This is a genomic window from Dulcicalothrix desertica PCC 7102, from assembly GCF_003991905.1.
Lineage (GTDB): Bacteria > Cyanobacteriota > Cyanobacteriia > Cyanobacteriales > Nostocaceae > Dulcicalothrix > Dulcicalothrix desertica.
Window position 1 is genome coordinate 190,469 of the sequence record NZ_RSCL01000018.1, and the last position, 22,352, is coordinate 212,820.

25 protein-coding genes are annotated in these 22,352 nt (G+C 37.2%); 12 read left to right on the forward strand and 13 right to left on the reverse strand.

Annotated elements, in window-relative coordinates; translation table 11 throughout:
- Positions 1–9 precede the first annotated feature (9 nt).
- Positions 10–174, forward strand: a complete 165-nt coding sequence (locus tag DSM106972_RS51675) for a hypothetical protein (RefSeq protein ID WP_158632918.1) — start codon at positions 10–12, stop codon at positions 172–174.
- A 25-nt stretch (positions 175–199) separates the two neighbouring features.
- Here the strand turns inward: DSM106972_RS51675 and DSM106972_RS51680 are convergent, their stop codons facing one another.
- From DSM106972_RS51680 to DSM106972_RS33115, 3 genes are all read right to left on the reverse strand, one after another.
- Positions 200–370, reverse strand: a complete 171-nt coding sequence (locus tag DSM106972_RS51680) for a hypothetical protein (RefSeq protein WP_158632919.1) — start codon at positions 368–370, stop codon at positions 200–202.
- 53 nt (positions 371–423) lie between these two features.
- Positions 424–765, reverse strand: coding sequence for an RpnC/YadD family protein (locus tag DSM106972_RS33110; protein ID WP_127084675.1), 342 nt, complete (start codon positions 763–765; stop codon positions 424–426).
- 116 nt (positions 766–881) lie between these two features.
- Positions 882–1,163, reverse strand: coding sequence for an AbrB family transcriptional regulator (locus DSM106972_RS33115; RefSeq protein ID WP_233787632.1), 282 nt, complete (start codon positions 1,161–1,163; stop codon positions 882–884).
- Between DSM106972_RS33115 and DSM106972_RS55065 the strand changes: the two genes are divergently transcribed.
- The 6 genes from DSM106972_RS55065 to DSM106972_RS33140 all read left to right on the forward strand — a co-directional run bounded on the left by DSM106972_RS55065 (position 1,144) and on the right by DSM106972_RS33140 (position 5,565).
- Entirely contained in the window at positions 1,144–1,278 is a 135-nt protein-coding gene (locus DSM106972_RS55065; RefSeq protein ID WP_267901191.1) for a hypothetical protein, read from the forward strand. The genes DSM106972_RS33115 and DSM106972_RS55065 overlap by 20 nt on opposite strands.
- 405 nt (positions 1,279–1,683) lie before the next feature.
- A complete protein-coding gene (locus DSM106972_RS33120; protein WP_127084677.1) occupies positions 1,684–3,237 on the forward strand; it encodes an FAD-binding domain-containing protein in 1,554 nt (517 codons plus the stop codon).
- A 202-nt stretch (positions 3,238–3,439) separates the two neighbouring features.
- Entirely contained in the window at positions 3,440–3,826 is a 387-nt protein-coding gene (locus DSM106972_RS33125) for a response regulator (RefSeq protein ID WP_127084678.1), read from the forward strand.
- A gap of 25 nt (positions 3,827–3,851) precedes the next feature.
- The gene (locus DSM106972_RS33130; RefSeq protein WP_127084679.1) at positions 3,852–4,055 is read left to right on the forward strand and encodes a hypothetical protein; all 204 of its coding nucleotides are present in this window, start codon (positions 3,852–3,854) and stop codon (positions 4,053–4,055) included.
- Positions 4,056–4,739: a class I SAM-dependent methyltransferase gene (locus tag DSM106972_RS33135; RefSeq protein WP_127084680.1), complete on the forward strand. Its 684-nt coding sequence runs from the start codon at positions 4,056–4,058 to the stop codon at positions 4,737–4,739.
- A gap of 73 nt (positions 4,740–4,812) precedes the next feature.
- Entirely contained in the window at positions 4,813–5,565 is a 753-nt protein-coding gene (locus tag DSM106972_RS33140) for a DUF364 domain-containing protein (RefSeq protein WP_127084681.1), read from the forward strand.
- Positions 5,566–5,640: 75 nt separating this feature from the next.
- Here the strand turns inward: DSM106972_RS33140 and DSM106972_RS33145 are convergent, their stop codons facing one another.
- From DSM106972_RS33145 to DSM106972_RS33170, 6 genes are all read right to left on the reverse strand, one after another.
- Positions 5,641–6,879, reverse strand: a complete 1,239-nt coding sequence (locus DSM106972_RS33145; RefSeq protein WP_127084682.1) for an FHA domain-containing protein — start codon at positions 6,877–6,879, stop codon at positions 5,641–5,643.
- A gap of 2 nt (positions 6,880–6,881) precedes the next feature.
- Positions 6,882–7,529 (reverse strand): hypothetical protein, encoded by a 648-nt coding sequence (locus DSM106972_RS33150; RefSeq protein WP_127084683.1) that lies wholly within the window; start codon positions 7,527–7,529, stop codon positions 6,882–6,884.
- Between the two features lie 25 nt (positions 7,530–7,554).
- Positions 7,555–8,634, reverse strand: a complete 1,080-nt coding sequence (locus DSM106972_RS33155) for a serine/threonine protein kinase (protein WP_158632921.1) — start codon at positions 8,632–8,634, stop codon at positions 7,555–7,557.
- Positions 8,635–9,024: 390 nt separating this feature from the next.
- Complete coding sequence (locus tag DSM106972_RS33160; protein ID WP_233787417.1) at positions 9,025–9,798, reverse strand: vWA domain-containing protein; 774 nt, start codon at positions 9,796–9,798, stop codon at positions 9,025–9,027.
- Between the two features lie 5 nt (positions 9,799–9,803).
- The gene (locus DSM106972_RS33165; protein WP_127084685.1) at positions 9,804–10,997 is read right to left on the reverse strand and encodes an FHA domain-containing serine/threonine-protein kinase; all 1,194 of its coding nucleotides are present in this window, start codon (positions 10,995–10,997) and stop codon (positions 9,804–9,806) included.
- Positions 10,998–11,259: 262 nt separating this feature from the next.
- Positions 11,260–11,709, reverse strand: coding sequence for a helix-turn-helix domain-containing protein (locus DSM106972_RS33170; RefSeq protein ID WP_127084686.1), 450 nt, complete (start codon positions 11,707–11,709; stop codon positions 11,260–11,262).
- A gap of 395 nt (positions 11,710–12,104) precedes the next feature.
- Between DSM106972_RS33170 and DSM106972_RS33175 the strand changes: the two genes are divergently transcribed.
- The 4 genes from DSM106972_RS33175 to DSM106972_RS33190 all read left to right on the forward strand — a co-directional run bounded on the left by DSM106972_RS33175 (position 12,105) and on the right by DSM106972_RS33190 (position 15,776).
- Positions 12,105–13,028, forward strand: coding sequence for a hypothetical protein (locus DSM106972_RS33175; RefSeq protein ID WP_127084687.1), 924 nt, complete (start codon positions 12,105–12,107; stop codon positions 13,026–13,028).
- A gap of 127 nt (positions 13,029–13,155) precedes the next feature.
- A complete protein-coding gene (locus tag DSM106972_RS33180; RefSeq protein WP_233787418.1) occupies positions 13,156–14,079 on the forward strand; it encodes a metal ABC transporter substrate-binding protein in 924 nt (307 codons plus the stop codon).
- A 59-nt stretch (positions 14,080–14,138) separates the two neighbouring features.
- Positions 14,139–14,906, forward strand: a complete 768-nt coding sequence (locus DSM106972_RS33185) for a metal ABC transporter ATP-binding protein (protein ID WP_170213617.1) — start codon at positions 14,139–14,141, stop codon at positions 14,904–14,906.
- An 18-nt stretch (positions 14,907–14,924) separates the two neighbouring features.
- Positions 14,925–15,776 (forward strand): metal ABC transporter permease, encoded by an 852-nt coding sequence (locus tag DSM106972_RS33190; RefSeq protein ID WP_127084690.1) that lies wholly within the window; start codon positions 14,925–14,927, stop codon positions 15,774–15,776.
- 64 nt (positions 15,777–15,840) lie between these two features.
- Here DSM106972_RS33190 and DSM106972_RS33195 read toward each other — a convergent pair whose 3' ends face one another.
- Positions 15,841–17,565 (reverse strand): sensor domain-containing diguanylate cyclase, encoded by a 1,725-nt coding sequence (locus tag DSM106972_RS33195; protein WP_158632922.1) that lies wholly within the window; start codon positions 17,563–17,565, stop codon positions 15,841–15,843.
- Between the two features lie 447 nt (positions 17,566–18,012).
- On the opposite strand from DSM106972_RS33195, the gene DSM106972_RS33200 reads away from it, so the two are divergent.
- The gene (locus DSM106972_RS33200; RefSeq protein ID WP_127084692.1) at positions 18,013–18,234 is read left to right on the forward strand and encodes a DUF4327 family protein; all 222 of its coding nucleotides are present in this window, start codon (positions 18,013–18,015) and stop codon (positions 18,232–18,234) included.
- A 32-nt stretch (positions 18,235–18,266) separates the two neighbouring features.
- On the opposite strand, the gene feoB is transcribed toward DSM106972_RS33200, so the two are convergent.
- The 3 genes from feoB to DSM106972_RS33215 form a co-directional block, all read right to left on the reverse strand.
- A complete protein-coding gene (gene feoB / locus DSM106972_RS33205) occupies positions 18,267–20,138 on the reverse strand; it encodes a ferrous iron transport protein B (RefSeq protein WP_127084693.1) in 1,872 nt (623 codons plus the stop codon).
- Complete coding sequence (locus DSM106972_RS33210) at positions 20,138–20,383, reverse strand: FeoA family protein (RefSeq protein WP_127084694.1); 246 nt, start codon at positions 20,381–20,383, stop codon at positions 20,138–20,140. The genes feoB and DSM106972_RS33210 overlap by 1 nt, the downstream gene beginning before the upstream one ends.
- Before the next feature lie 423 nt (positions 20,384–20,806).
- Positions 20,807–21,580, reverse strand: coding sequence for a WecB/TagA/CpsF family glycosyltransferase (locus DSM106972_RS33215; RefSeq protein ID WP_127084695.1), 774 nt, complete (start codon positions 21,578–21,580; stop codon positions 20,807–20,809).
- Positions 21,581–22,352 lie beyond the last annotated feature (772 nt).

Genomic DNA, 22,352 nt, shown 5'->3' on the forward strand with positions numbered 1-22,352 from the left:
TTATTTGATATGAGTGTAATTTTAGATTTAGGTTTAGGACTTAACGTTGGTGGTAGTCGCAAGGCGCCTTATCTTACATCTTGCAGCATTCTCAATAAGCTTAAAGAAACCGGGCTTATGTACGAAAAATCAACGTTTTATAGCAAAGTCTTTGTCAAGAAGCCCGGTTTCTAGGACTGGTGCAAGATGTGAGTTATGCTTATATTTGTTGGATTTGCTCTGATGAAGCTCCCGCTTTTAGAAGGTTGATGACTATTTGTCGTATGCTTTGCTCCTGGCGCCTTCTTGTAAAATTGATTGGTAAATTACTGACTCGCGCATAATATTTTTCCTTGCCTGATGTTGGAGATAGTGCGTGAAATAGCGACATTCCACCCTACTTATCTACTCTTGCTGATTTTCTTCTTGTTCTGCTTGTATTTGTTAGATTTTTTCTACTGTTAAACCAGTTACTTGTGTGATTAATTCTAGTGAAGCTCCCGCTTTCAAAAGGTTAACGACTATTTGTCGTTCTTTTTCGTCGGCGCCTTCTTGTAATATTGATTGATAAATTACTGACTCGCGCATGTTGTCTCTCCTTAGCAAACGTTGAATAAGTGCTTCGTCTAGTACCAACCCGGCAAGAATAGCCGTAGATGCCATGACGTTGTTTTGTGTTCTTGGGTTGGTAATGTTTTCTATTTGGGCTGCTACAGACTGCAATATGCTGTCTTTAGTACTAGTATCGCTCAAAACAGCTAATGGTAACAAGCCAGGATTGGCCATGAATTTGCTTGTAGGTTGTTCCCACAGACGGATGACTTGAAATCGATGAGTTGTATTTTTTAGTTTAAATGTATTTGTTTTAACTAGTTTTAAATCTTTTTTGCTTGTGACTTTTTTCAGATATATATAAATATGTGTTGACTGATGCTCTTGCTATTAAATGGTATGAGAATAACTACGGATGTAACGCGAAATACTTGCGAAAGTGCTACTAGTGTGACGTTACGGTTATAGTCTGCTGCTATTGCTGCCATTACCCCTACTCCACCTGGTACTGTTGCTAGCATTGCTGTAAATAGATTTATTTTTGCTAGTCGCGAGTATATGTAACCTGTACAGGCGCCGCTTAGGAGTAAGAATAAGGTGAGAATTATATAAATGGGTATACTTGTTGCTATGTTAGTAAAGTCTGCACGTGCGTTTGAGTGGTTTGAGAAGGATTGTGTCACTACAGAAGTATCTATATATAGCTGGATAGCTTCGACATACTATCACTCCGGCGCCTATCCCTGAGAGTATCCATGTTATTCCACCTAGGTTTAGTGATACTCCTATGTAACCTAACGGTGCGGCTAGTAACATTTCTAAACATAGTTTTGTAATTGTTGGCTCATGTTTAGGCACCTGTGTTTGGGTTACGGGGAATGTTTGATTGATTAACACGTTGATTAAAAAGGTTGATTTTATAAGGGTTTTCAGTAGGGGTTGGTGGGGTAATTACTATAGATAATTACTTGTAAACCTCCTTTAAGTTCTTTGTCTTGTTTGTTAACTTGTAGTTATTATTTCTTTACATTTTCACATTAACCCGGACGGTAGACTTATACACCTACTCGCCGTTAGATTTATTACCCTAACTTCTAACTCCTAACTCCTAACTCCTAACTCCTAACTCCTAACTCCTAACTCCTAACTCCCATGCATATTCTTTGGTTTCGTCGTGATTTACGTTTGACTGATAATGAATGCCTTTCGTTGGCTTGTGCTAGGGATGCTTCTGTGTTGCCTTGTTTTGTTATTGACCCCTGGTTTTATGAGCGGTGGGCTGATATTGGTAATGCTCGCGTTAGGTTTTTGTTTGAGTCTTTGGAAAATCTTGATGCGAACCTACGGATGTTGGGTAGTCAACTTTATTTGTTTGAAGGTGATGCTGCGACTGTTATTAAAGATTTGACGAAGGTGTTGCTCGAAAAAAATATTGGTCAACCTAAGTTGTTTTTTAACCGTGATGTTCAGGTTGAGTATGGTATTGAGCGCGATAATCATATTATTGATTTTTATAAGTCGCTCAATCTTGACTATCATGTTGGTTTAGCCAATTTTCTTCAAGCTGATGATAATCACCGTGATGAGTGGTTTAATGAGTATTATAGTTACCAGCGTCATCCTATTTATCCACAGCCTTTACATATTAATACCCCTCAGTTGTCTTTTAATATTCCGCAGCTTACTTTTAGACAATTAAAGAAGAAGTACCGCGCGTTTTGGCAAACTGGTAAGGTTTATTTTCCAGGAGGAGAAACCAAGGCTTTTGAAAAACTCGATTCTTTTCTGACATCTCGCTTTCATGGTTATCACTGGAAGTTATCGCGTCCTTGGCTTGCTCAAAAAGGCGCCACTTCGCATCTTTCACCGCATCTCACTTTTGGCACTATGTCTGTACGTCAAGTATATCAAAGCACTAAGCGACGTGCGGAAGAGTTAGCGCAAGACCCGAAAGCAGGTTTTTCGCTCAAAGCGTTTCGTGACCGTTTACGTTGGCATGATAGTTTTAGCCAAAGATTATATTTTCACCCAGAAATTGCTCATACAAATCGCTTTCGAGAGTTTGATGAGTTGTATACACACGACGAATTAACACCTGAAAAACAACAATTATTTCGTGCTTGGCAATTGGGCGAAACTGGATTCCCTATGGTTGATGCTAGTATGCGACAATTAAAGACGATGGGATGGATGAATTTTAGGATGCGTGCGATGTGTGCCACTTTCCTAACTATTAATTGTGGTATATCGTGGCATCACGGCGCCAAACATTATATGAATTATTTGGTAGATGGTGATTTAGCTATTGATAACTGGCAATGGCAAATGCAAGCAGGTGTCACCAACCCTCTTAGTGATACGTTCCGTATTTATAACCCAACTAAAAATATTGAAGAACGTGACTCTGACCTGCGTTTTATTTCGTATTGGATACCCGAACTAAAAGGATATAGCGTACCCGAAATTATTCAAGGTGCATATCTGGGACGCAGCACTTATCCACAACCAATGCTAGATTGGTCAGAAACACGTAAAATTAACGGTAAAATTGTCTCAGACCTACGTAAACAAGTCAAACAACGAATTATCGACGAAGGTGGAGATGAATTAGAAGGCGCCTTAGCTACCAAAAAAGCTGTTGATACCTATTGGCAATCTAAAGATAAACAATATCAAGAATATACCCAAAAATTAATCATCTCATAGGGATAACTAACCGCCTGAAACAAAAATTTCGAGCTTACAAAAATCCTTGGTCATAACTATGGTTCATTTTGTAACCATAAGCAAATTTTATCTATTAAATCTTTAATTAGTGCATATGTTTGGGTGCAAATATTAAAAAAGTGTTAAGATAGACGCTGACGACTCGATTATCTAAGTTCACAACTACCTAGCACAGTTAAAAATGAGTAAATTAACTTTATTGGCAGTTGATGATAACGCCGATAGTTTAGAATTGCTAAAAATGATTCTCGATAGCTCAGTTAACTTCAATGTATTAACGGCGACATCAGCTAGTGAAGCTTGGCAAATTGTCACACAAGTTCAGCCAGATATATTAATTACTGATATAGTCATGCCTGTGGAGGATGGTTTTTCGCTAATTAAGAAAATTAGGAGGCACGTCAACGAAAAAATCAGTAATATATCCGCTATTGCTGTAACTGCTTTAGCTGAAACTGAGTTAGCCAAGTATGAAACAAGTAATGGTTTTAATAAATTGATTTTTAAACCATTTGATTTTGATAATTTGATTGAAAATATTTATGCGATAATGCCACCATACTCTTAGAAGTATCTAGGAGATATTTGGTAATATGTCAGAACTTATTGATAAACGAAATAAAACTCTATGTAATGATTGTATTTTTCATGTTTCAAGGCTAGGCACCATCGAGTGTACGCATCCAGAAGAGTTTGAAATTAATTGTTATAATATTACCTTCTGTAGTTCTTTTCAACCAATGCATGAGGTAGAAAGTCCGTGCGTTGCTTATGGTCAAGATGTGGAGACATTTTAGATGCAGCGAGTACTCGAACCAGAAGTCATGGATACCTTACAAGAGGCTATCGAATATGATGCAATGGATTTTACTAATGTTAACACCGCATTTGCAGAACACGCAATTAGTTTAGGCGCCTCTGGTTTAGTGTTAGATGCAGGTACAGGGACAGCACGTATTCCAATTTTAATGTGTCAATTAATGTGTCAACGGTGCCCAAATTTACAAATCATTGGCATAGACCTTGCGGAGAATATGCTAAAAATAGGCGCCAAGAATATAGAAGCAGCAGGATTACAACAACAAATATCACTTGAACTCGTAGATTCTAAAAATTTACCATATCAAGATGGACAATTTGATATGGTGATGTCCAACAGCTTAGTTCACCACCTACCCGACCCAATACCCTTCTTTACTGAAATTAAACGAGTATTGAAACCAAACGGAGCGATTTTTATTCGCGATTTACTTCGACCTGTAAATGAAGCGACCATTAATAGCATAGTTGAAAGTATTGGTACTGAGTATAATGAACACCAAACAATGTTATTTCGAGACTCACTACATGCCGCATTTACTATTCCAGAAGTTGAAGAAATGCTAGAAATCGCTGGAATAACAGGTGTTAAAGTTTACCAATCATCTGAGTTACATTGGACAGCGGAAATTGGCAACGGATGTAACGGATGTAACGGATGAGTTATGGATTACAAATAAAGTTTAATCGTCTAAAATCAATTATCCGTTACATCCGTTTATAATCCGTTGCCAAATGCACCCACGAGAAATTTATAATCTTTTATTAGACTCAGCTTCAACAGACACAGTAGTAAAAGAAATAATTATTGGACTGACTTGGACATACTGCTCTTCAGAAGGAATAGGGTTATGTATGAGTCCTGGTCAACCAACCCGTACTTTACCCTGGTCGGGAACTTTAGTAAATCAAAAAATTAAAGATTTGGCGCCTTGGTTGAAATCTTGGGATAGTTATCAAGCTACTATAGGTATGGCAGCTATCAATGCTGTAATTAACGCTTCTTCTTCACTTATCGCAGCATCGGCGCCATTATATCCCAAAGTTTCTGGTAATTTGGCGGTTTTTGAACATTTTTTACCATTAATTCGGGGAAAAAAAGTAGTAGTTATCGGACGTTATCCTGGGTTATCACAATACGAACAAGAGATAGATTTGAAAGTACTCGAACGTCAACCGAGTTCGCAAGACCTTCCTGATACTGCTTGCGAGTATATTTTACCAGAAGCCGATTGGGTATTTTTAACGGCAACCTCAATAGTCAACAAAACATTTCCTCGTTTAGTTGAGTTATCACAAAACGCGAAACTCGTATTGATGGGTCCTACTGTACCCTGGTTGCCAGAACTAGGAGAAATGGGAATTGATTATTTGGCAGGTGTTACGGTTACTCACCAAGAATTACTCAGACAAACGATAGCTGAAGGAGGTGGAACTAGAATTTTTGAAACAGGTGTGCAGTATCGTGTTTTAGAGTTAGCATCTTAACATATGAAAATCTTATATTTCTCAATGATATCTGCATTTCCTGCTAAATTGATGTTGCCAATGTAAAGTAGGGTGCTATATATTCAGTGGGGTTAACCGAACGGGTGTTTGTTTTGGTTGCAGGTTTGGCAAAGGATAACTTTCTACTGCGTTAAGTCGAATTTCTCGCTGAATAATAAAGTGACGATATAAATTACTTGCGCGTGTAATTAGTTTACGGTTACTAAAGAAATATATTAAACGATGACTGAAAGCATATCCCATCGGACTTAAATATATTTCACCTTCTCTTACCGTCATTACTAAGCCACATTTTACTATCCGATAATACCATTTTACTATTAAAGGTACAAGCAACGCTGATGAAGCAATACTAAATATTAATGCTAACGGCGCCAGTATTCCAAAGCTAGAAAAATTTAGAAGTGATAAAATACCAGTCCATACAGGTAATGTTAAACTAAGACCAAAAAGAAAGTATCCTAGTAGCATTACATATAACCACAGTTTTGAAGGTTGATAAATTATACCGCTATTAATATGCTCTAAAAATCCATCTTGATATGTAACTTCACCAAATAAACCAACTGTAATATCGGCAACTCTACGGTTTGTTACACAAGCAAACTGACGAGTTCCTATTCCCCAAAGTCCCCGAATACCTAAATAACATGCGTATTCAATTTGCTCGTCTTCTGGAATAAATTGCTTGAACATCACTGAAATGGCGCCGAAGTCATTTTGAGATGCGTTTTGTAATATACTTTGACCAAGTGTAATTCCACCTTGCTGTTTAACTTGATTTTGAGCTTCTATTTGTAAAGTCTGTAAGTTATACGAGTTGTTTGGAATATTATAGTTTTGGTTTACTGGATATTGATTATTTTGTTGGTATTCAGGAGTGCTGACTTGAGTTGGGTTATATTGATTTATATTAGCTGCTACTGGCGCCTGTATTTGATTTTTGATTTGTACCCTCATACTCTCTACTGTGATTGGTACATCACGCAGTACAATTATATCACCATTATGGATTTCAACTTTTTCTGTGACTATATCACTATTTAAAAATACAGTATTGGGTTGGGGTTTATGTAAAGTTGCATTTTGCAGGTAGAATATTCCAGAATCACTATTAAATATAATTTCTGCGTGCAAACGTGAAACATGGTTATTTGCATCGACAACAAGGACATCACATTGGTTAGGGTCACGTCCAATTTTAATGATTCCAGGCGCCTTTGTTGAATCAAATGATAAACTTTGTGATAGTCGCTTTCCTTGTATTTGCCATCCAAAAGTAATTTCGTACATACTTAAACAACTCCACGTAATTTGATTCTTTCTTCCCGACTTACCGTCATTACCCGACACAATGTATTCGCGCGCGTTAATAGCTTACGATTGGTAAATATATATATCGGAATACCCCCACGCACCGCAATTAATATTCCACATTTGTTAAAACGGTAGTAAAATTGTACAAATATGGGCAGTAGCAATAAAGCGATTCCAGTTGTAATTACTAGAACAATCAAATTAAGAATAATATCTACTGGAGATAATAACAGCGATAGGAATGTCATTATAGGAATCGCAAACAAAAACCCTACACTTATATATAGTTTGAGCTTAGATGGTTGAAATACAAAAGTACTGTTAATATGTTCTAAATATCCATCTTGGTAAGAAACTTTGCCAAACCTACCAACAGTGATGTCAGCAACACGTCGGTCTGTTAAACATGCAAATTCACGAGTACCAAAACCCCATAACCCTTGTAGTCCTAGATATGAAACTAAATATATCTGTTCGTCATCTGCTAAAAACTGTTTAAACATTGTCCCAATAGCATCTGAGTCATCTTGGGTTGCTCGATGAAGAATACTTGATGCAATTTTAATTTCGTTTTGCTGACTTTGCTGACTTTGCTGGTTTTGGTTATATGATACGTTTGCTGTCATGATTTTTAGTTAGTTAGTTAGTTAGTTAGTTATCGTCGAGTAAAGAACCGAGAAATTTAAAAAATCCTCTTTTCTGAGTTTTTGCCCAGTCATCGGGATGAACGTCACTTTGTTGAAGTTGGGGATTTTCTGGTTGTTTTTGGGTAGAGTTTATGGTTACAACTTGTAATGATGTTCCACAACTTTGACAAAATTTATGCGTTGCGGGGTTTGATGCATTACATGCATAGCAATTTATTTGTGATGTTGTTTGCTGTATAGTTGGGGAATGGCGCCACCATTGTTTGACATTACTAGGGCGCATGTGTTTTTGTATTTGTAGTGCCGAGATAATTAAGTTTTTCCAGGGTTCGGTGAATGGGTGTAAGTCTGGATTCCAATTATCGTTAAATATTCGGTCGATTGCGCGTGGTGGCAATTCACCTATAATCATTTCATGCAGCATCATTCCTAGTTCAAATATATCACTTTCGGCACCGTAGTCTTTACCAGCGAGAACTTCGGGGGGTGCATAATCTAAAGTGAAAGCTTGACTCGTTGTACCAGTACTTAACCCTTGTCTTGAGGCGCCGAAGTCAACTAGAACTAAACGGTTATCAGAGGTTAATAATACATTATCAGGTTTTAAATCTAAATGATAAATGCCTTGTGCGTGTACAGTTGCTAACGCATCGACTAACGCGGATATGATAAACTCAATTCTAGAGTGTGTAAGCTTTTTATTTGGTTGTTTGTTTAATTCTTCACGCAAAGTATAACCATCTATTAGTTCCATGACTAAATAAGCTGTACCACGTTCTTCAAAGTAATTTTCGACCCGAACAACGTTAGGATGATTAATTTTTGCTAAGATTTTACCTTCTGTAACAAATCTTGATAAACCACGTTGATAAATGTCTTGTTTTGCAGTTGGGACAATTAAGTTTCCGGTGGAAGTATCGCGCAGTGCATGTTCTTGTGGATAATATTCTTTGATTGCAACTCGTTTTTCTAATTTGGTGTGAACTGCTTGATAAGTAATGCCAAACCCACCTCGACCCAGTGCATAATCAATACAGTAGGCGCCTTGATGTATAATAGTACCTGGTAACAATACATCACGCATCAGTGAAGGAAGATGTACGTTGCATCTTGGACATATTTGTGTTGATGTTGTTATGAGTTGGAGGTGACAGTTTAGACAACGCATTGAATTTTTGGGATGCATTTAAAGGTATTGTACCAAGTTTGTTATTCGCGAACAATTTGTTTTTATTACTTTTATTTAAGTTTTAATACATGAAAATATTCTTCATAAATCTCAACTGTCATTCGGAACGCAGTCAAGAATCTAAATTATAATTATAAACGTAGCGACAATTCTCAACTGTCATTCGGAACGCAGTCAAGAATCTAAATTATAATTATAAACGTAGCGAATAATTATAAATAGTTATTAATTTGGAGACTTATCAGATGCTTCACTTCGGTGACTCATGACAAATAAAAAAATATGTTAGCGAGTTGCTTGAGAAATAGTTTTACCCAAAGACATTAAAGTGCGTTTAAAATCTTCCGCACGTTTACGAAAATCATCACCTTGTCCGAGTTCAAACGCAAGTCCTCTTGCTGCTTCTAATAATTTCAGATAAATTTGACACTTCGGGTCTTGTGTTGGAATTACTAAATATAACTGCTGGATATTAACTGTGCGAATTGCTTGTACTACTTGGTCAATGCTCTTTGTTTCCAAGTCGGGGATATGGGGTGATGCGTCAGTAACTAAAACAATTACTTTATTTGCAATGTTACTAAAAGGTTGACGCAAAGCGAGTAAAATTGCATCGAGACTACTTTCAGGTTCATCACCACCACCTGATGCTCTAAGCTTTCCTACCTCATTACGAAATATTGCTGGGTCACTTGTAAATATTTCTCCATTAAACTTTAATACTTGGTGTTCTTCGTTAATTAATCTATCGCGAAATTCAATTAACCCGACTCGTGCGCGTACACCATCAGACTTTATACTATCGGCAAAGCTAATAATTGCATCCTTAATACCATCAATTTCTCCTTGCATACTTCCGGTGCAGTCGAGGACAAACATAATATCAGCGCTACGTTGTTGCAATTTGTTAAATATTGCTAAACGATAAGCTTCTGCGTTCGTTGATAGTTGTTGAGTTGCGGGTATTGATGTACTTGCTACTGTTAAAGCGGCGCCGCAATTAGTACAAAATCTACCACTATCAGGATTATGTATTCCACAACGGGTGCAAATTTTCATTATTATTAACTTTTAATTACAAACTGTAAAAAAACGTCACCGACTTTAATACGGTCGCTATGTTGAATCAATGTTAGTGTACCGTTAGGAGTAAGTGCTAGACCTCGTACTAAAGTACCATTTTTGCTACCGACATCTCGAACGAAATATTGATTTCCTTTTCTAGTGAATTCAAAATGGCGCCTGCTAATACTATCATCTCCACCTGCAATTTCAGCACGTCCGAGAATTAGAACTTCACCATCATCTATATTAATCACACTTGCGGCGCCTTTATTTGTACCAGACTCAACAATTAATAAAGGGTAACGCAACTGTACTTGAGGAATCACTGGGTTATTAGTAACATAACCGAGTTCGTGTAAAATTTCTAGGATTGAAGCAAATCTCTGAAGAGGGTCAATTTTGACCATACGTGATATGATACTTTTAGCGTTGGGAATAAAATCGCAGTCAAAACCATCCAATTCTATCGCGTCAGTTGGCGCCGGAGTTTGTTTAAGATAGCGAAAAAAGTCATCCATATTTCGTAAATTGTTTCGTGTCCAGAAATGCTCACCCGTCGTAAGTTGATACAAAATGTGACCCAAAGCGTAGATATCTGTGCGTGCATCTGCAATTGAGGTGCCGTAAAATAATAATTCAGGTGCAATATAAGGAATAGTGCCAAAAATCTGCTTATCCTGCGTCAGCTTAAAATCTTTGAACTTAGAAATACCAAAGTCGATTAACTTAACTTCACAATTATCACCCAATAATATATTTGCAGGTTTTAAATCACGATGGATAATATTACAACGATGAGCATCAGCCACACCAAGCAAAATTTGATAAAAGATATGACGCTTCTGAGACGATGATAAAGTATTGTAAGTTAAAAATCTATCCAAAGAATAACCGGGGAAATACTCAAACAACAAAAAGAAAGTCGTCGAATCCCATTGCCGTAATCCAACCACAGGTATAATATACTGCGAAGGAATCGAAACCCCCGCTTCCAAACGCACCCGTTCAGCAAGCAAACTCCCATTAGGGATATTCTGAATAACCTTTAAAACATATATATTATTAGCCCGAGTATCTGCGACCTTCCATACCGACCCAAATCCCCCAGTGCCAAGTAACTCAAGCAGCGTCACCTCAATAACTGAAGTAATACCTACACTCAGCTTACCACCAAGCGTTAGCTGTAAACCCATTAAAAACCTCTTTCTCTACGCTTTCTGTGTCTCTGTGGTGAAAAGATATATTACCACAGAGGGACTAACTGTACAAAAACTTTACAATTTCAAAATGTGCGCCAATGGCGCACAAAATTTTCACTGAGTTTGGTGTAGCCAGGTAGGTTATCCCTACCTTCCGTAACCCGCATTACTTCGTTTCAGTGGCTACTGTTGAACACTTTAATATTATTTAGTTAACATTATGTTGGGTTCCGTTCCTCCACCCAACCTACGAGGGTTACGCGCGCTTTGCTAAGAAAGCCACACTGTTAGAGATAACGTCCGCGATATCCGCAGGGTCTAATAAGTATATTTGTGCTAGTAGTTGCTGTTTAATTTTTTCTGGAGGAAGTATTTGATGTGGTGTGTCGTCGCTTTGTGAGGTTTGCTTGCCTTGACGATATGCTGCAAGCGGTATTTTTCCAGTTAAGTATAATTCCAATGATGCACCGTCACCCCCTGTCAATGCAGCTAGGCGCCGGAAATTTCGAGATTCAGCTTCAGGTACTGTTTTACCCTTCGACCATCGATAGACAGTTGTAAAATCGACGCCCAGCGCTTCCGCTATAGTTGATTGAGTCCAACCTTCATCCGTAAGATGCTCAAGCAACACTGTTAATCGTCGTTGGCGTTCCTGGATGGTAGAAGACCCGGAATTACAAGTCACTAGTGTTGCCCTGTTTTCCATAGTTAGTTTACTTTGTGTAGTCTTTATACCACTGTTTACCAACCAAAGCGGAATGCTTCTGTTGTTTGGGAGCGGTTGTGAGGTTCAGGAATTAGTCCCTAGTAACTAGTTTAAAACCAAATTTTCCATATTTACAAGGGTTTTAGTAATTCTTGATTATTTTCTCGTATCACTTTTATACTTCAGTTTCTGTATTCTTGATTACACTTTTTAAATATTAAGAAATGTTAAGCATCCATGTACTATTGCATTGCATTGTGCAAACCTAGATATTGCAACCTGCAAGTTTAGGACTTGCATGGTGAAAAAAGCGTGTTTTGACGATGGCGCCTCTAGGTATCACCTAGTAACGACATCAATACATTATGCCGTAAAAAGGAGGAATACCAGCATTTATGCCACCCATATTATCTAGCTTGGATAATTCCAACCAACATAGACAGGCGCCTTTGCATGATGATATAAGTGAAGATAGTGAAGATGTGCTAACAACAGCCGAAGCAGAAGAATTTAGGTATTTAGAGACAAGAGTCGAAGAGTGTTTAAAGTCTTTTTGGGAAATAGGACGTGCGCTAGCTAGGATTAGAGATGAGCGTTTGTACCGTGAGAACTACAAAACGTTTGAGGAATATTGCATGACACGTTGGGAAATGTCTCGACGTTCTGCTTACCAGTTAATTGATGCAGCAGTTATTTATAAAAATATTTCAGAGAATATTATCGATGAACCTGATAATGTTGCTTATGGACGACAAAGTATTAAAGTTCTACCAGCGAATGAGCGCCAAATTCGTCCTTTAGTAGCATTATCCCCTAAACAGCAGCAAGAAGCTTGGAATGAAGTTGTTTCCACGGCGCCAAATGGAAAAGTGACAGCAGTACATGTAGCCTGTGTAGTAAATGAATACCGTAGAAAAGGCGCCGTGCCAAATAAAAAATCGAATCTAGATAATATATATATAGAGACTGAACAAACTCGTAGCTGTTGGAACTGTTCGTACTGTAGTAAAGAGCTACCAGAAAACCCTCAAAGCTTTTACTGCAATAAACTCGGAGAATTAAGCTTACTAGAGAAAAACGGTAATGAACGGGGAGCAGAATGTCAGCATTGGAATCACCGCAACACCCCAGCAGATAATAAAAGTCAACAACCAGAAACATTTAACTTAAATGTTCAGCTTCCCTCACATTTACAACCTTTGATACAAGACGCTGCCAGAGCATCTGGGTTAATAATAAGCGAGTGGGTCGCAAAAGCCATCCAAGAAGCATTACTGGCAACGGATGTAACGGATGTAACGGATTTAACGGATAACTAATCATCTGTTGTCAGGATTATGAGAACAATATGATAAAATAATGAGATAAAAATGAATAAAGTTAAATCATAATGGCAATAACGGTGTGATGAACCAGCTAAAATCGCCAGCGTGCATTATATTGAGTATGCTTTTATTGACAACTGTCTTTGGGTGTACTTCATCTCAAAATCCTTCAGATAATTCATCGCAAGCGCAAATTTCACCGTCAGCTAGAACTGATGGTAAGAAAAAGGTGCTGACGACTTTTACTATATTGGCTGATATGGCTCGCAATGTAGCAGGAGATAAGTTAGTTGTAGAATCTATCACAAGACCAGGCGCCGAAATTCATGATTATGAACCAACACCTAGCGATATTAAACGCGCACAAGAAGCTGATTTAGTTTTATTCAATGGGTTGGGGTTAGAACGGTGGTTTGAAAAATTCATGGGGTCTGTAAGAAATGTGACTTCTGCAAATCTCAGTGATGGTGTTAAACCCATAGAAATATCTAGTGGTTCTTATCTAAATAAACCAAACCCCCACGCTTGGATGTCTCCTAATGATGCAGCTATATATGTAGAGAATATTCGTAAGGCTTTCGTCAAGCTTGACCCTGCAAATGAAGCAACTTATAACGCGAATGCTAAAGCTTATATTCAACAAGTAAAGCAGGTAAGTCAAGAAGTAAAAACGCAACTTGCTACTTTGGCGCCAACTCAACGGTATTTAGTGACTTGTGAAGGAGCTTTTTCTTATATGGCACGTGACTATGGTTTGCAAGAAGCATATTTATGGGCAGTTAATTCTGAACAGGAAGGAACACCCCAACAAATAGCCAAAGTTATAGATACTGTTAGACAAAATAAAATTCCGGCAGTATTTTGTGAAACAACCGTTAGCGATGAAGCCCAAAGACAAGTAGCAAGAGAAAGTAATTCAACTTTTGCTGGTGTGTTGTACGTAGACTCGTTGTCTGAGGTAGGAAAACCTGCTGCAACATTTTTAGACCTTCAGAGGTATAACGCTTATACCTTAGTGCAGGGATTATTAGGCAAATCTAAATGAAGAATATATTGTATTAACTTACATTTATTTTACCTTTGTAATTTATGCGTAATAAATATATGACAGTCGAACCTATAAGTGTTTTGGTTGAAGATATTAATGTTGCTTACCACGAAAAAGTCGTATTGCATAATGCGACTTTCGAGTTAAAGCCTGGATGTATTGCTGCATTAGTTGGACCGAATGGAGGTGGCAAGTCTACTTTATTTAAAGCAATTATGGGTTTCTTAACTCCACATCGGGGAAGAGTAGTAATTAAAGATTTACCAATAAGGAAAGCGCAACAAAAGCAAATAGTCGCTTATGTACCTCAGTCTGAAGAAGTAGATTGGAATTTTCCTGTCAGCGTCGAAGATGTTGTGATGATGGGACGCTATGGACATATGAACTGGTTACGAATACCTAGTGCTGAAGACCATCGAATTGTTCGCGAAACACTTGAACGAGTAGGTATGTACTCTTTAAGACGGCGCCAAATAGGGGAACTTTCGGGTGGACAGCGTAAACGGGTATTTTTGGCACGAGCATTAGCGCAGCAGGGAACAGTGATGCTTTTGGATGAACCATTTACAGGTGTTGATGCGAATACAGAAAAAGAAATTATTGAATTACTAATAACACTACGCGCACAAGGACATACAATTTTAATTTCAACTCATGACTTGGGTTCAATTTCTACTTTCTGCGACCAAGTTGTTTTTATCAATAGAACTATTCTTGCTTATGGTTCAGTAGAAGACGTATTTACAGACGATAACTTAGCCATGACTTTCGGTGGAGTTTTACATCATCGCAGTTTTTACAACAATAAAGAATCTAAAATCTAATCTAAAATTTCAAATTATATGCTTCTATCTGCTTGGCAATGGTTAATTGTTCCATTTCAATATGAGTTCATGGTGAAAGCGGTATGCGTCAGCGCTTTAGTTGGTGTCGTCTGTGCCGTACTTTCTTGTTATGTTACACTCAAAGGCTGGTCACTAATGGGAGATGCTATTTCCCACGCTGTTGTTCCAGGGGTAGTTTTATCTTACATGGCAGGAATACCCTTCGCAATCGGCGCCTTTATATTTGGATATGGGACAACTGTAACAATAGGTTTCGTTAAAGAAAAAACCCGTGTTAAAGAAGATGCTGTTATTGGCGTGATTTTTACTGGTTTTTTCGCATTTGGTTTAGTATTAATTTCTAAGGCACGTAGTAATATTGATTTATTTCACATCTTATTTGGAAACGTGCTTGGTATTTCTAACGAAGATATAATTCAAACTGTAATAGTCAGCGTAATTACACTTATTGCCGTATACATCTTCCGTAAAGACTTATTACTATTCTGCTTCGACCCAAACCACGCACGTTCTATAGGCATAAATACACAATTCCTCTACTACATGTTTCTCTCACTGATGTCATTAACAGTAGTAGCAGCATTACAAGCTGTTGGTATTATTTTAGTAGTTTCTATGTTAGTAACACCAGGCGCCATTGCTTATTTAATGAGCGACCGATTTAATTATATGATTGGCGCCGCAGTTTCAGCAAGCGTAATATCGTGCGTTGCTGGTACATACATTAGCTATTATTTAGATGGCGCCACAGGTGGTTGTATCGTCGTCTTACTAACAATACTCTTTTTCATTGCCATGATATTCGCACCAAGACACGGATTGCTAGCTCAACACAAATCAGTACATTAAAGAAACCTGGTTTCTATGCAAAAGTACAATTGTATTACAAAATATCAATAAAGAAATCAGGTTTCTAGATATTCTTTTCAACTCCTTGTATCCAAGTGTCTAACGTTGAAGGCGCCACAGCAACCAAATTTCGTCCACTATGTTTGGCTTGATACAGTGCAGCATCCGCTCGTTTGAGGAAATTGCTCACATTTTCTGTTGTTTGAAATTGAGCTACACCAAGACTGATTGTAATATTTTTTACTATCTTAAAACTAGCTCTGGCAATTTTTAATCGTAGTCTCTCAGCCAAATCTGTGGCTTCTTTAACTGAAGTGAAAGGAGTAAGAATAACAAACTCCTCACCACCCCAACGTGTTAATACATCCGAAGTACGAATGTTTTCTTTTAAAATATGAGTCAGTTGAACTAGTACAGCGTCTCCAACCTGATGCCCGTATCTATCATTGATACTTTTAAAGTAATCAATATCTAATATTAGAACCGATAATGGTTGATTATGGCGTGAAGCACGACTCATTTCGGCTGATATTACTTGTTCAAAGTGGCGCCTGTTCCAAGCACCTGTTAGTTTATCAGTTAAAGCCAAAACTTCTAATTCGTTTAATGCCCTTTTTAATTTTTTATTTGTTTGCTCTGCGATTATACGTGCTTTGTCTAATTTCTTAAATATTTTATCTATAGTCCGTATGCTTACCAACAGCAACCCTGTAAATCCAATTAGAACTCCACAAATTACAGGTAAATACTTAATTAATATATTCTTAGCGAGAGTGTTTACTGGTGTAACGTTAGCAATACCCCATGTTACATTCTGTAATTTATAATACGTCAAAACATATCCATCAATCGTAACTTGGCTATTTCTAGCATTTTTTAATAACTTGAGCAGTGTTGTTCGAACAACAGGGTTTTTGACAAGCTGTTCTAAACTTATTGCTGATGTAGTTTTCATAGTATGACGACTTAATACTTTCCCGTCAACAGTTAAGAGTAAGGAATGTTCACCACCAAGTTGTTCGACGAAACGGTTTAACGCTTCTAGTTTAAAATCGATACCGATATTACCAAGATGCTTATCTCCGTGATAAATGGGACTGGTCGCTGTCACGATTAATTCTTGGTCAAATATATCTTTATAAGGATGAGTTAAATAAGTTTCGTGCGTAGGATTATTTTTTTGCATCCCACCTGTAATAATCTCTTGATTTCTAGCATTTTTGAATATTTTTATCTTTTCATCATCAGTAACTTGCGATGTCGCTGGATAAGTCATTGTAAGTGCAGCAAACGAAGTATAACGTATGCGTCCTTCGATTGGTAATTGCTCATAAATCGGACGCAGGAGCGGAGTCAGTGACAGACTCATCTCTACCTCGTGTCCTAAATTTGTATTTTTTGTTCGTGTAAAAACAGGACTGACGGCGCCTATATTAGAATCTTTGAGTACAATTAAGTTAAGATTATGATTATTGTCTAATCGTTTTGTGTAGTTATAGGTAGTTAGCTCAGTTTGAACATCGGGTGTTGACTTTAAAAAATATTCAGCTTGAGAGCGCAGAAGATTAACATTGCTGAACGTAGTCTCCAGAAATTTATCTATTTTTAGCCCTTTTGTGTAAACTTCTTGTTGTTGCTGTACTATTTGCTGCTCATATGACTGAAAAATTCCCCAACTCAATAGCACAGTAAAGGCTAGAACCATTATTCCATATGAACACCGGACAACAAATCCTGGGTACCGACGAGCGATTATAGTCAGTTGATTAACGCTCTTAGCCTTTTTCATGAAGTTTCGCGCCATTAACTCATTCTTTCGATAACTGAAAGATGTGAAGTGTATAATATGCGACGATTGTCAACTTACCTGTTAGTTTTATATTAACTTTATAATTATAAGTAAATGTAACTATTCAGAGGCGCCTATGTCTTAAAACTTCTTCATGTTTGATTACTAAAAATTGTATATGTTCGGGACATAAATCTGATATAGTTGAGTAACAGCACCTCAACCGTCGTTCTAACTTAATTTAAGTAGTTCTAACTTGTACAAATTAGAGAAACTATAACATTTTATACAAGTAAGAATGACATTTTAGGGAATTTGTGTAATTAATGAAAGAAGCGATAATAGCTAGTAAATGGGGAATCAAAAGTAGTGTATATCTCAAAGCAAAGTTAGATTAATTGAAATTTAGCTTTATATTGGCTTATAAAGCACAAGGAGATGTTACAAATGGATACATTTGTGAGTTATGACCTAGAAATTTTCAAAGAGGAAGCTCGTCAGTTGGTTAAGAAAGGTGATATAAGGCGTAACGAGCCGATTTATAATTTGTGTAGGTTTATGCCTACTTGTGACTGGAATTGCTTAGAAATGGAGTTAGAAAGGAATGACTTTTTATTGCGTGATAAAGTCATTGACCTTTTAAGCAACGAAAAATGGGATGAAGATTGATATGACGTAGAGACGCATATACAAAGGCGCCTCTACAATAAATGAGCATGGAAAAAAAATCTAGCGCTTTGATAGAATATAAAGCTAGTAACCCATGCTAAAGTGACTGACCAAGCAATTGACATCCATGTAAACTTAGTACTTTTAGATTCGGCTTTAATCGCTGCTACTGTAGAAAGGCACGGAACATATAGTAGAGTGAATAACATAAAGCTATATGCTTGTACCCAGTTGATTTGTTGAGCAATAACTGTTCCTAAACTGTCTTCAGTAGTTGCGTATATTACAGCTAAACCACCTAAGACTATTTCTTTGGCAATAAAACCAAATATTAATGCGACTGCGAGTTGTGGATTGATTCCTAGAGGAGCTAATATTGGCTGTGTAATTTGCCCTATTATCCCAGAAAGAGTTTGGGTGCTGGCTGGTGGTACATTTGTAGGGAAGTTATTACAAAACCAAATTGCTATAACTCCAAAAACAATAAATCGTCGCGACCAGAATAAAAAGTGCATTGCCTCACGCCAAGCACGTAATATCATTTGTTTAAAGGTTGGCAAACGGTAGGGTGGTAGTTCTAACACTAACGGTTCTGTATTCGGAAATTGAGCTTTAAATACTGCTGCTGTAAAAATTGCGGCTAAGAAGCTGAATAAGTATAAACTGAATAAAACGACAGGCGCCTGTCTTTGAGTAAACAGTGCAGTAGTCATAAAAACAAATACATTCAAACGCGCAGAACACAAAGAAAAAGGAATTACCAGCATCGACAGCATTCGCAAAGCGGGAGAACGCATGACTCGTAACCCCATAATTGCAGGAACGTTACACCCAAACCCCATCAACGACATTACAAAAGAGCGACCATCTAAACCCAACCGTTCCATAAACGCATCCATTAGGAACGCGGAACGAGAAAGATAACCACTATCTTCAATAACTGCCATGCAAATAAAGAATAAGAATATAACGGGTATAAATGCTGCGACTGTTCCTATACCTTGATAAAGACCATCAATCAAAAAGTCATGGAAAAATTTGCCCCACGTACCCAAATCAATTAAGAAAGCAAGTAGCGGTTCAATTGCTGTATCCTTGACCCAAGCCAACAGTTCAGCTAATTTATTCTGCATGGGTATACCCAAAGCATAAATAAACTGAAACATTAAGTACATGGCGCCGAAGAATATAGGCAGCCCCAACACTGGATGCAGTAAAATACTATCCAAGCGAGTTGTTAAGTTTTCTTTGACATCCTCAACATTACTAACTGCATTTTGTAATAACTTCTCCATTTCAGTAGCTATTTCAGCTTCTTTGGGTAGTTTTGCTTCAATATCCCCAATTATTACTGATTGATATTGTTTTGCTAATTCATCACGAATTGTTTTGTACGCTTGCCCATAATTTTGTCCAAACTTTGCGCTGAAAGGAACAACGGGCATTTTTAGATATTCAGATATTTTCTCATGGTCTACTTCTACACCAAAAGCAGGCGCCTCATCTGCCATATTCAACAATAACACTGCTGGCACGCCTAAGCTTTGAATTTGTAGAGCTAGACTAATTTGTCTGTCGAGTTGAACAGAATTAAGAATAATAACTATTAAATGAATAGGTGTAGAGGTTAAAAAAGTTCTTACTACCTCTTCGTCTTCTGAAAAGCCACGTAAATCATATATACCAGGCAAATCAACAACTTGGGTTTCTTGACCTCCCATCTTAATAGTTGCCGTCATCAAGTCAACCGTAATACCGGGCCAGTTCCCTACACTCGCGTTGGCGCCTGTAAGTCGGTTAAAAAAGGTAGACTTACCAGTATTGGGCATTCCCAACACAGCTATTTGCTTGACACCTTCAATCACTTGATTGTCGGAGGGGCTACAGGTGTTACAATGAGTCATTATGGCGCCTCTGATATATTAATTAATTGAATTGATTTTGCATCACGACGACGCAACATAACTTCGGTTGTCCCGACACGAACGTGAACTGGACCATTAAAAGGCGCCGCACGCAGCATTGTTATTTGCCGACCTGCACGAAACCCAAGTGCGAATAACCGCTGTTCCAAAGCAGCTTCTGCCAAAACTCCCGCAATCACAGCAGTCTCAAAGGGTTTCAACGAGGTAAGCTCAATTTTTGACATCTAAGTATATGTAAGTATATATAAAATGTTTTTCCTGCTCCACAGAACGATTATAAAAAATTTCCGAACCAACAATATTCTGCTCGTTATTATAACTTACATGATTATGAATGGAAACTATGCATAGACGAATATCTATACTTTGAAAAAATAGATGAGCTAACGCCAATAGATATAGAGTATCTTCAGAAGCAAGCCTATGATATTTATAAAAAATCCAACGGTGAAACTGTGTATGCCGTATATTTGGGAGAAGCTTGGCTTGGCTCTGAACATCAAAGTAAAGCTCTGGTATAAAGAATTACTAAAGCAAAAGTGGATCATCTACTAAAAAAATAAGCCAGAGCGCTTATTTTTTCGCTATGCCCATTTTACACACAAATGAGTACTAATGCTCTAACGGATAATAAATTTTGATTTTTTTCATTTATATTGTTTGACTTGCGACCAAGGGTTATGATACACGCTAAATTTTTGTTTCAAAACTAGCCAGAAGAATGGTAAATCATCAACTAAGTATCTTTTCCAGAGACGATGAGGTTCGCTTATAAGTCTGTAAAGCCATTCTAAACCAATTTTACTCATCCATCTAGGAGAACGTTTGACATTACCTGTCTCAAAATTAATTGTCGCGCCAATTGCTAAAAAAATCTTGACATTAGTTAGTTGATGTTTATTCTTATGAATCCATAATTCTTGTTTTGGCGCTCCAACACCAATAGCTAGGACGGTTGCGCTGGAATGATTAATGAGTTCGATAATTTTTTGACACTCTTGCTCATCATTTTCAAAACCAAAGGGAGGTGAGTAAGTATCAATAATAATATTTCTACCTGCCTTTGAATTAATTTTTTCTTTAGCTTGGTTTGCGGTTTCTTGAAAACCACCTAACAAAAATATTTTGATTGCGTGATTATTTCTATAATACATGTAAAAAGCCGGAAATAAATCGGAACCAGAGATTTTTTCTTGAATGGGTGTACCTAAAAATCTAGAGATATACATCAAAATTTGACTATCGCAAACTATGTAGTCAGCTTCTTGATAAACACTGTAAAATTCCTGATTTTCCTGTAATTTAACTAAATGGTCTACATTCGGAGTAAAGACAACACCACCAAATTTAAGTTTTTCTAATAACTCCAACATTGTAATGTTATCAATACTTATATTTAATAAATTAACTTGATTAGTCATTAGTTTATGCGTCATACAAACAAGCACAAGGAGAGCAAATTATTTACACGCATAGACGCTTTATCTCTATGCATAAGGACATCAAAACGATTTTTACCAAAACCGCACATTTACAAAGCATTTCTCTACACCAACACACTGACGTTGCGAACGGTGCAGAATCCCAGTTATAGGGAATATATATGTATTTGTAAATTAAATCTGTCTCTAGCCTAATGTAGTGGGGAACTTCCTAGCGTGGCATGTTTCGCGCCATCTTCAAGCTAGGTTAAATAAATTAAGTTTGTTGATTTTTAATCTTTGTAGATGCAATTATTCCGTTTAAGTTATGGGGTGGATATGATACCCTACAATTTACACGGTGCTAACTATGAATTAATATTAGCTAAAAAGTATCTTACAGTAATAACGAGTATAATTTCGTTAGCACCCAGTACTTCATTATATCTTTACATTGAAGTATTTAATCAGGCGCCCATGTTCAGATACTGTTACGTACATGCTGCCAAGGCTAGCCTTTTGAAGTCAAGAAAAACTAGAATATACCCCAACTTTACTTGAATTTAGTTTAACCTCCGTAATTTAGTGATATTTATAGCTACCAGTATTATTACATAAATTTGGTAAAAATAAAGTACGATTTTGTACAACCTTAGCAATTAATTTTCAAATGAAGTTGATTGCTACACTGGTGGCTGTTTCTAAGTTCCGAATAAGTTTTTAAAACCTTAACATACTAAATAAACTAAATAAACTAAATAAACTAAATAAA

Bases quoted from the DNA above. Each gene is read 5' to 3' on its own strand.
- DSM106972_RS51675 (WP_158632918.1), top strand. From the start codon at position 10: ATGAGTGTAATTTTAGATTTAGGTTTAGGACTTAACGTTGGTGGTAGT.
- DSM106972_RS51680 (WP_158632919.1), bottom strand. From the start codon at position 370: ATGTCGCTATTTCACGCACTATCTCCAACATCAGGCAAGGAAAAATAT.
- DSM106972_RS33110 (WP_127084675.1), bottom strand. From the start codon at position 765: ATGGCCAATCCTGGCTTGTTACCATTAGCTGTTTTGAGCGATACTAGT.
- DSM106972_RS55065 (WP_267901191.1), top strand. From the start codon at position 1,144: ATGGGTATACTTGTTGCTATGTTAGTAAAGTCTGCACGTGCGTTTGAG.
- DSM106972_RS33120 (WP_127084677.1), top strand. From the start codon at position 1,684: ATGCATATTCTTTGGTTTCGTCGTGATTTACGTTTGACTGATAATGAA.
- DSM106972_RS33125 (WP_127084678.1), top strand. From the start codon at position 3,440: ATGAGTAAATTAACTTTATTGGCAGTTGATGATAACGCCGATAGTTTA.
- DSM106972_RS33130 (WP_127084679.1), top strand. From the start codon at position 3,852: ATGTCAGAACTTATTGATAAACGAAATAAAACTCTATGTAATGATTGT.
- DSM106972_RS33135 (WP_127084680.1), top strand. From the start codon at position 4,056: ATGCAGCGAGTACTCGAACCAGAAGTCATGGATACCTTACAAGAGGCT.
- DSM106972_RS33140 (WP_127084681.1), top strand. From the start codon at position 4,813: ATGCACCCACGAGAAATTTATAATCTTTTATTAGACTCAGCTTCAACA.
- DSM106972_RS33145 (WP_127084682.1), bottom strand. From the start codon at position 6,879: ATGTACGAAATTACTTTTGGATGGCAAATACAAGGAAAGCGACTATCA.
- DSM106972_RS33150 (WP_127084683.1), bottom strand. From the start codon at position 7,529: ATGACAGCAAACGTATCATATAACCAAAACCAGCAAAGTCAGCAAAGT.
- DSM106972_RS33155 (WP_158632921.1), bottom strand. From the start codon at position 8,634: ATGCGTGATGTATTGTTACCAGGTACTATTATACATCAAGGCGCCTAC.
- DSM106972_RS33160 (WP_233787417.1), bottom strand. From the start codon at position 9,798: ATGAAAATTTGCACCCGTTGTGGAATACATAATCCTGATAGTGGTAGA.
- DSM106972_RS33165 (WP_127084685.1), bottom strand. From the start codon at position 10,997: ATGGGTTTACAGCTAACGCTTGGTGGTAAGCTGAGTGTAGGTATTACT.
- DSM106972_RS33170 (WP_127084686.1), bottom strand. From the start codon at position 11,709: ATGGAAAACAGGGCAACACTAGTGACTTGTAATTCCGGGTCTTCTACC.
- DSM106972_RS33175 (WP_127084687.1), top strand. From the start codon at position 12,105: ATGCCACCCATATTATCTAGCTTGGATAATTCCAACCAACATAGACAG.
- DSM106972_RS33180 (WP_233787418.1), top strand. From the start codon at position 13,156: ATGCTTTTATTGACAACTGTCTTTGGGTGTACTTCATCTCAAAATCCT.
- DSM106972_RS33185 (WP_170213617.1), top strand. From the start codon at position 14,139: ATGACAGTCGAACCTATAAGTGTTTTGGTTGAAGATATTAATGTTGCT.
- DSM106972_RS33190 (WP_127084690.1), top strand. From the start codon at position 14,925: ATGCTTCTATCTGCTTGGCAATGGTTAATTGTTCCATTTCAATATGAG.
- DSM106972_RS33195 (WP_158632922.1), bottom strand. From the start codon at position 17,565: ATGAAAAAGGCTAAGAGCGTTAATCAACTGACTATAATCGCTCGTCGG.
- DSM106972_RS33200 (WP_127084692.1), top strand. From the start codon at position 18,013: ATGGATACATTTGTGAGTTATGACCTAGAAATTTTCAAAGAGGAAGCT.
- feoB (WP_127084693.1), bottom strand. From the start codon at position 20,138: ATGACTCATTGTAACACCTGTAGCCCCTCCGACAATCAAGTGATTGAA.
- DSM106972_RS33210 (WP_127084694.1), bottom strand. From the start codon at position 20,383: ATGTCAAAAATTGAGCTTACCTCGTTGAAACCCTTTGAGACTGCTGTG.
- DSM106972_RS33215 (WP_127084695.1), bottom strand. From the start codon at position 21,580: ATGACTAATCAAGTTAATTTATTAAATATAAGTATTGATAACATTACA.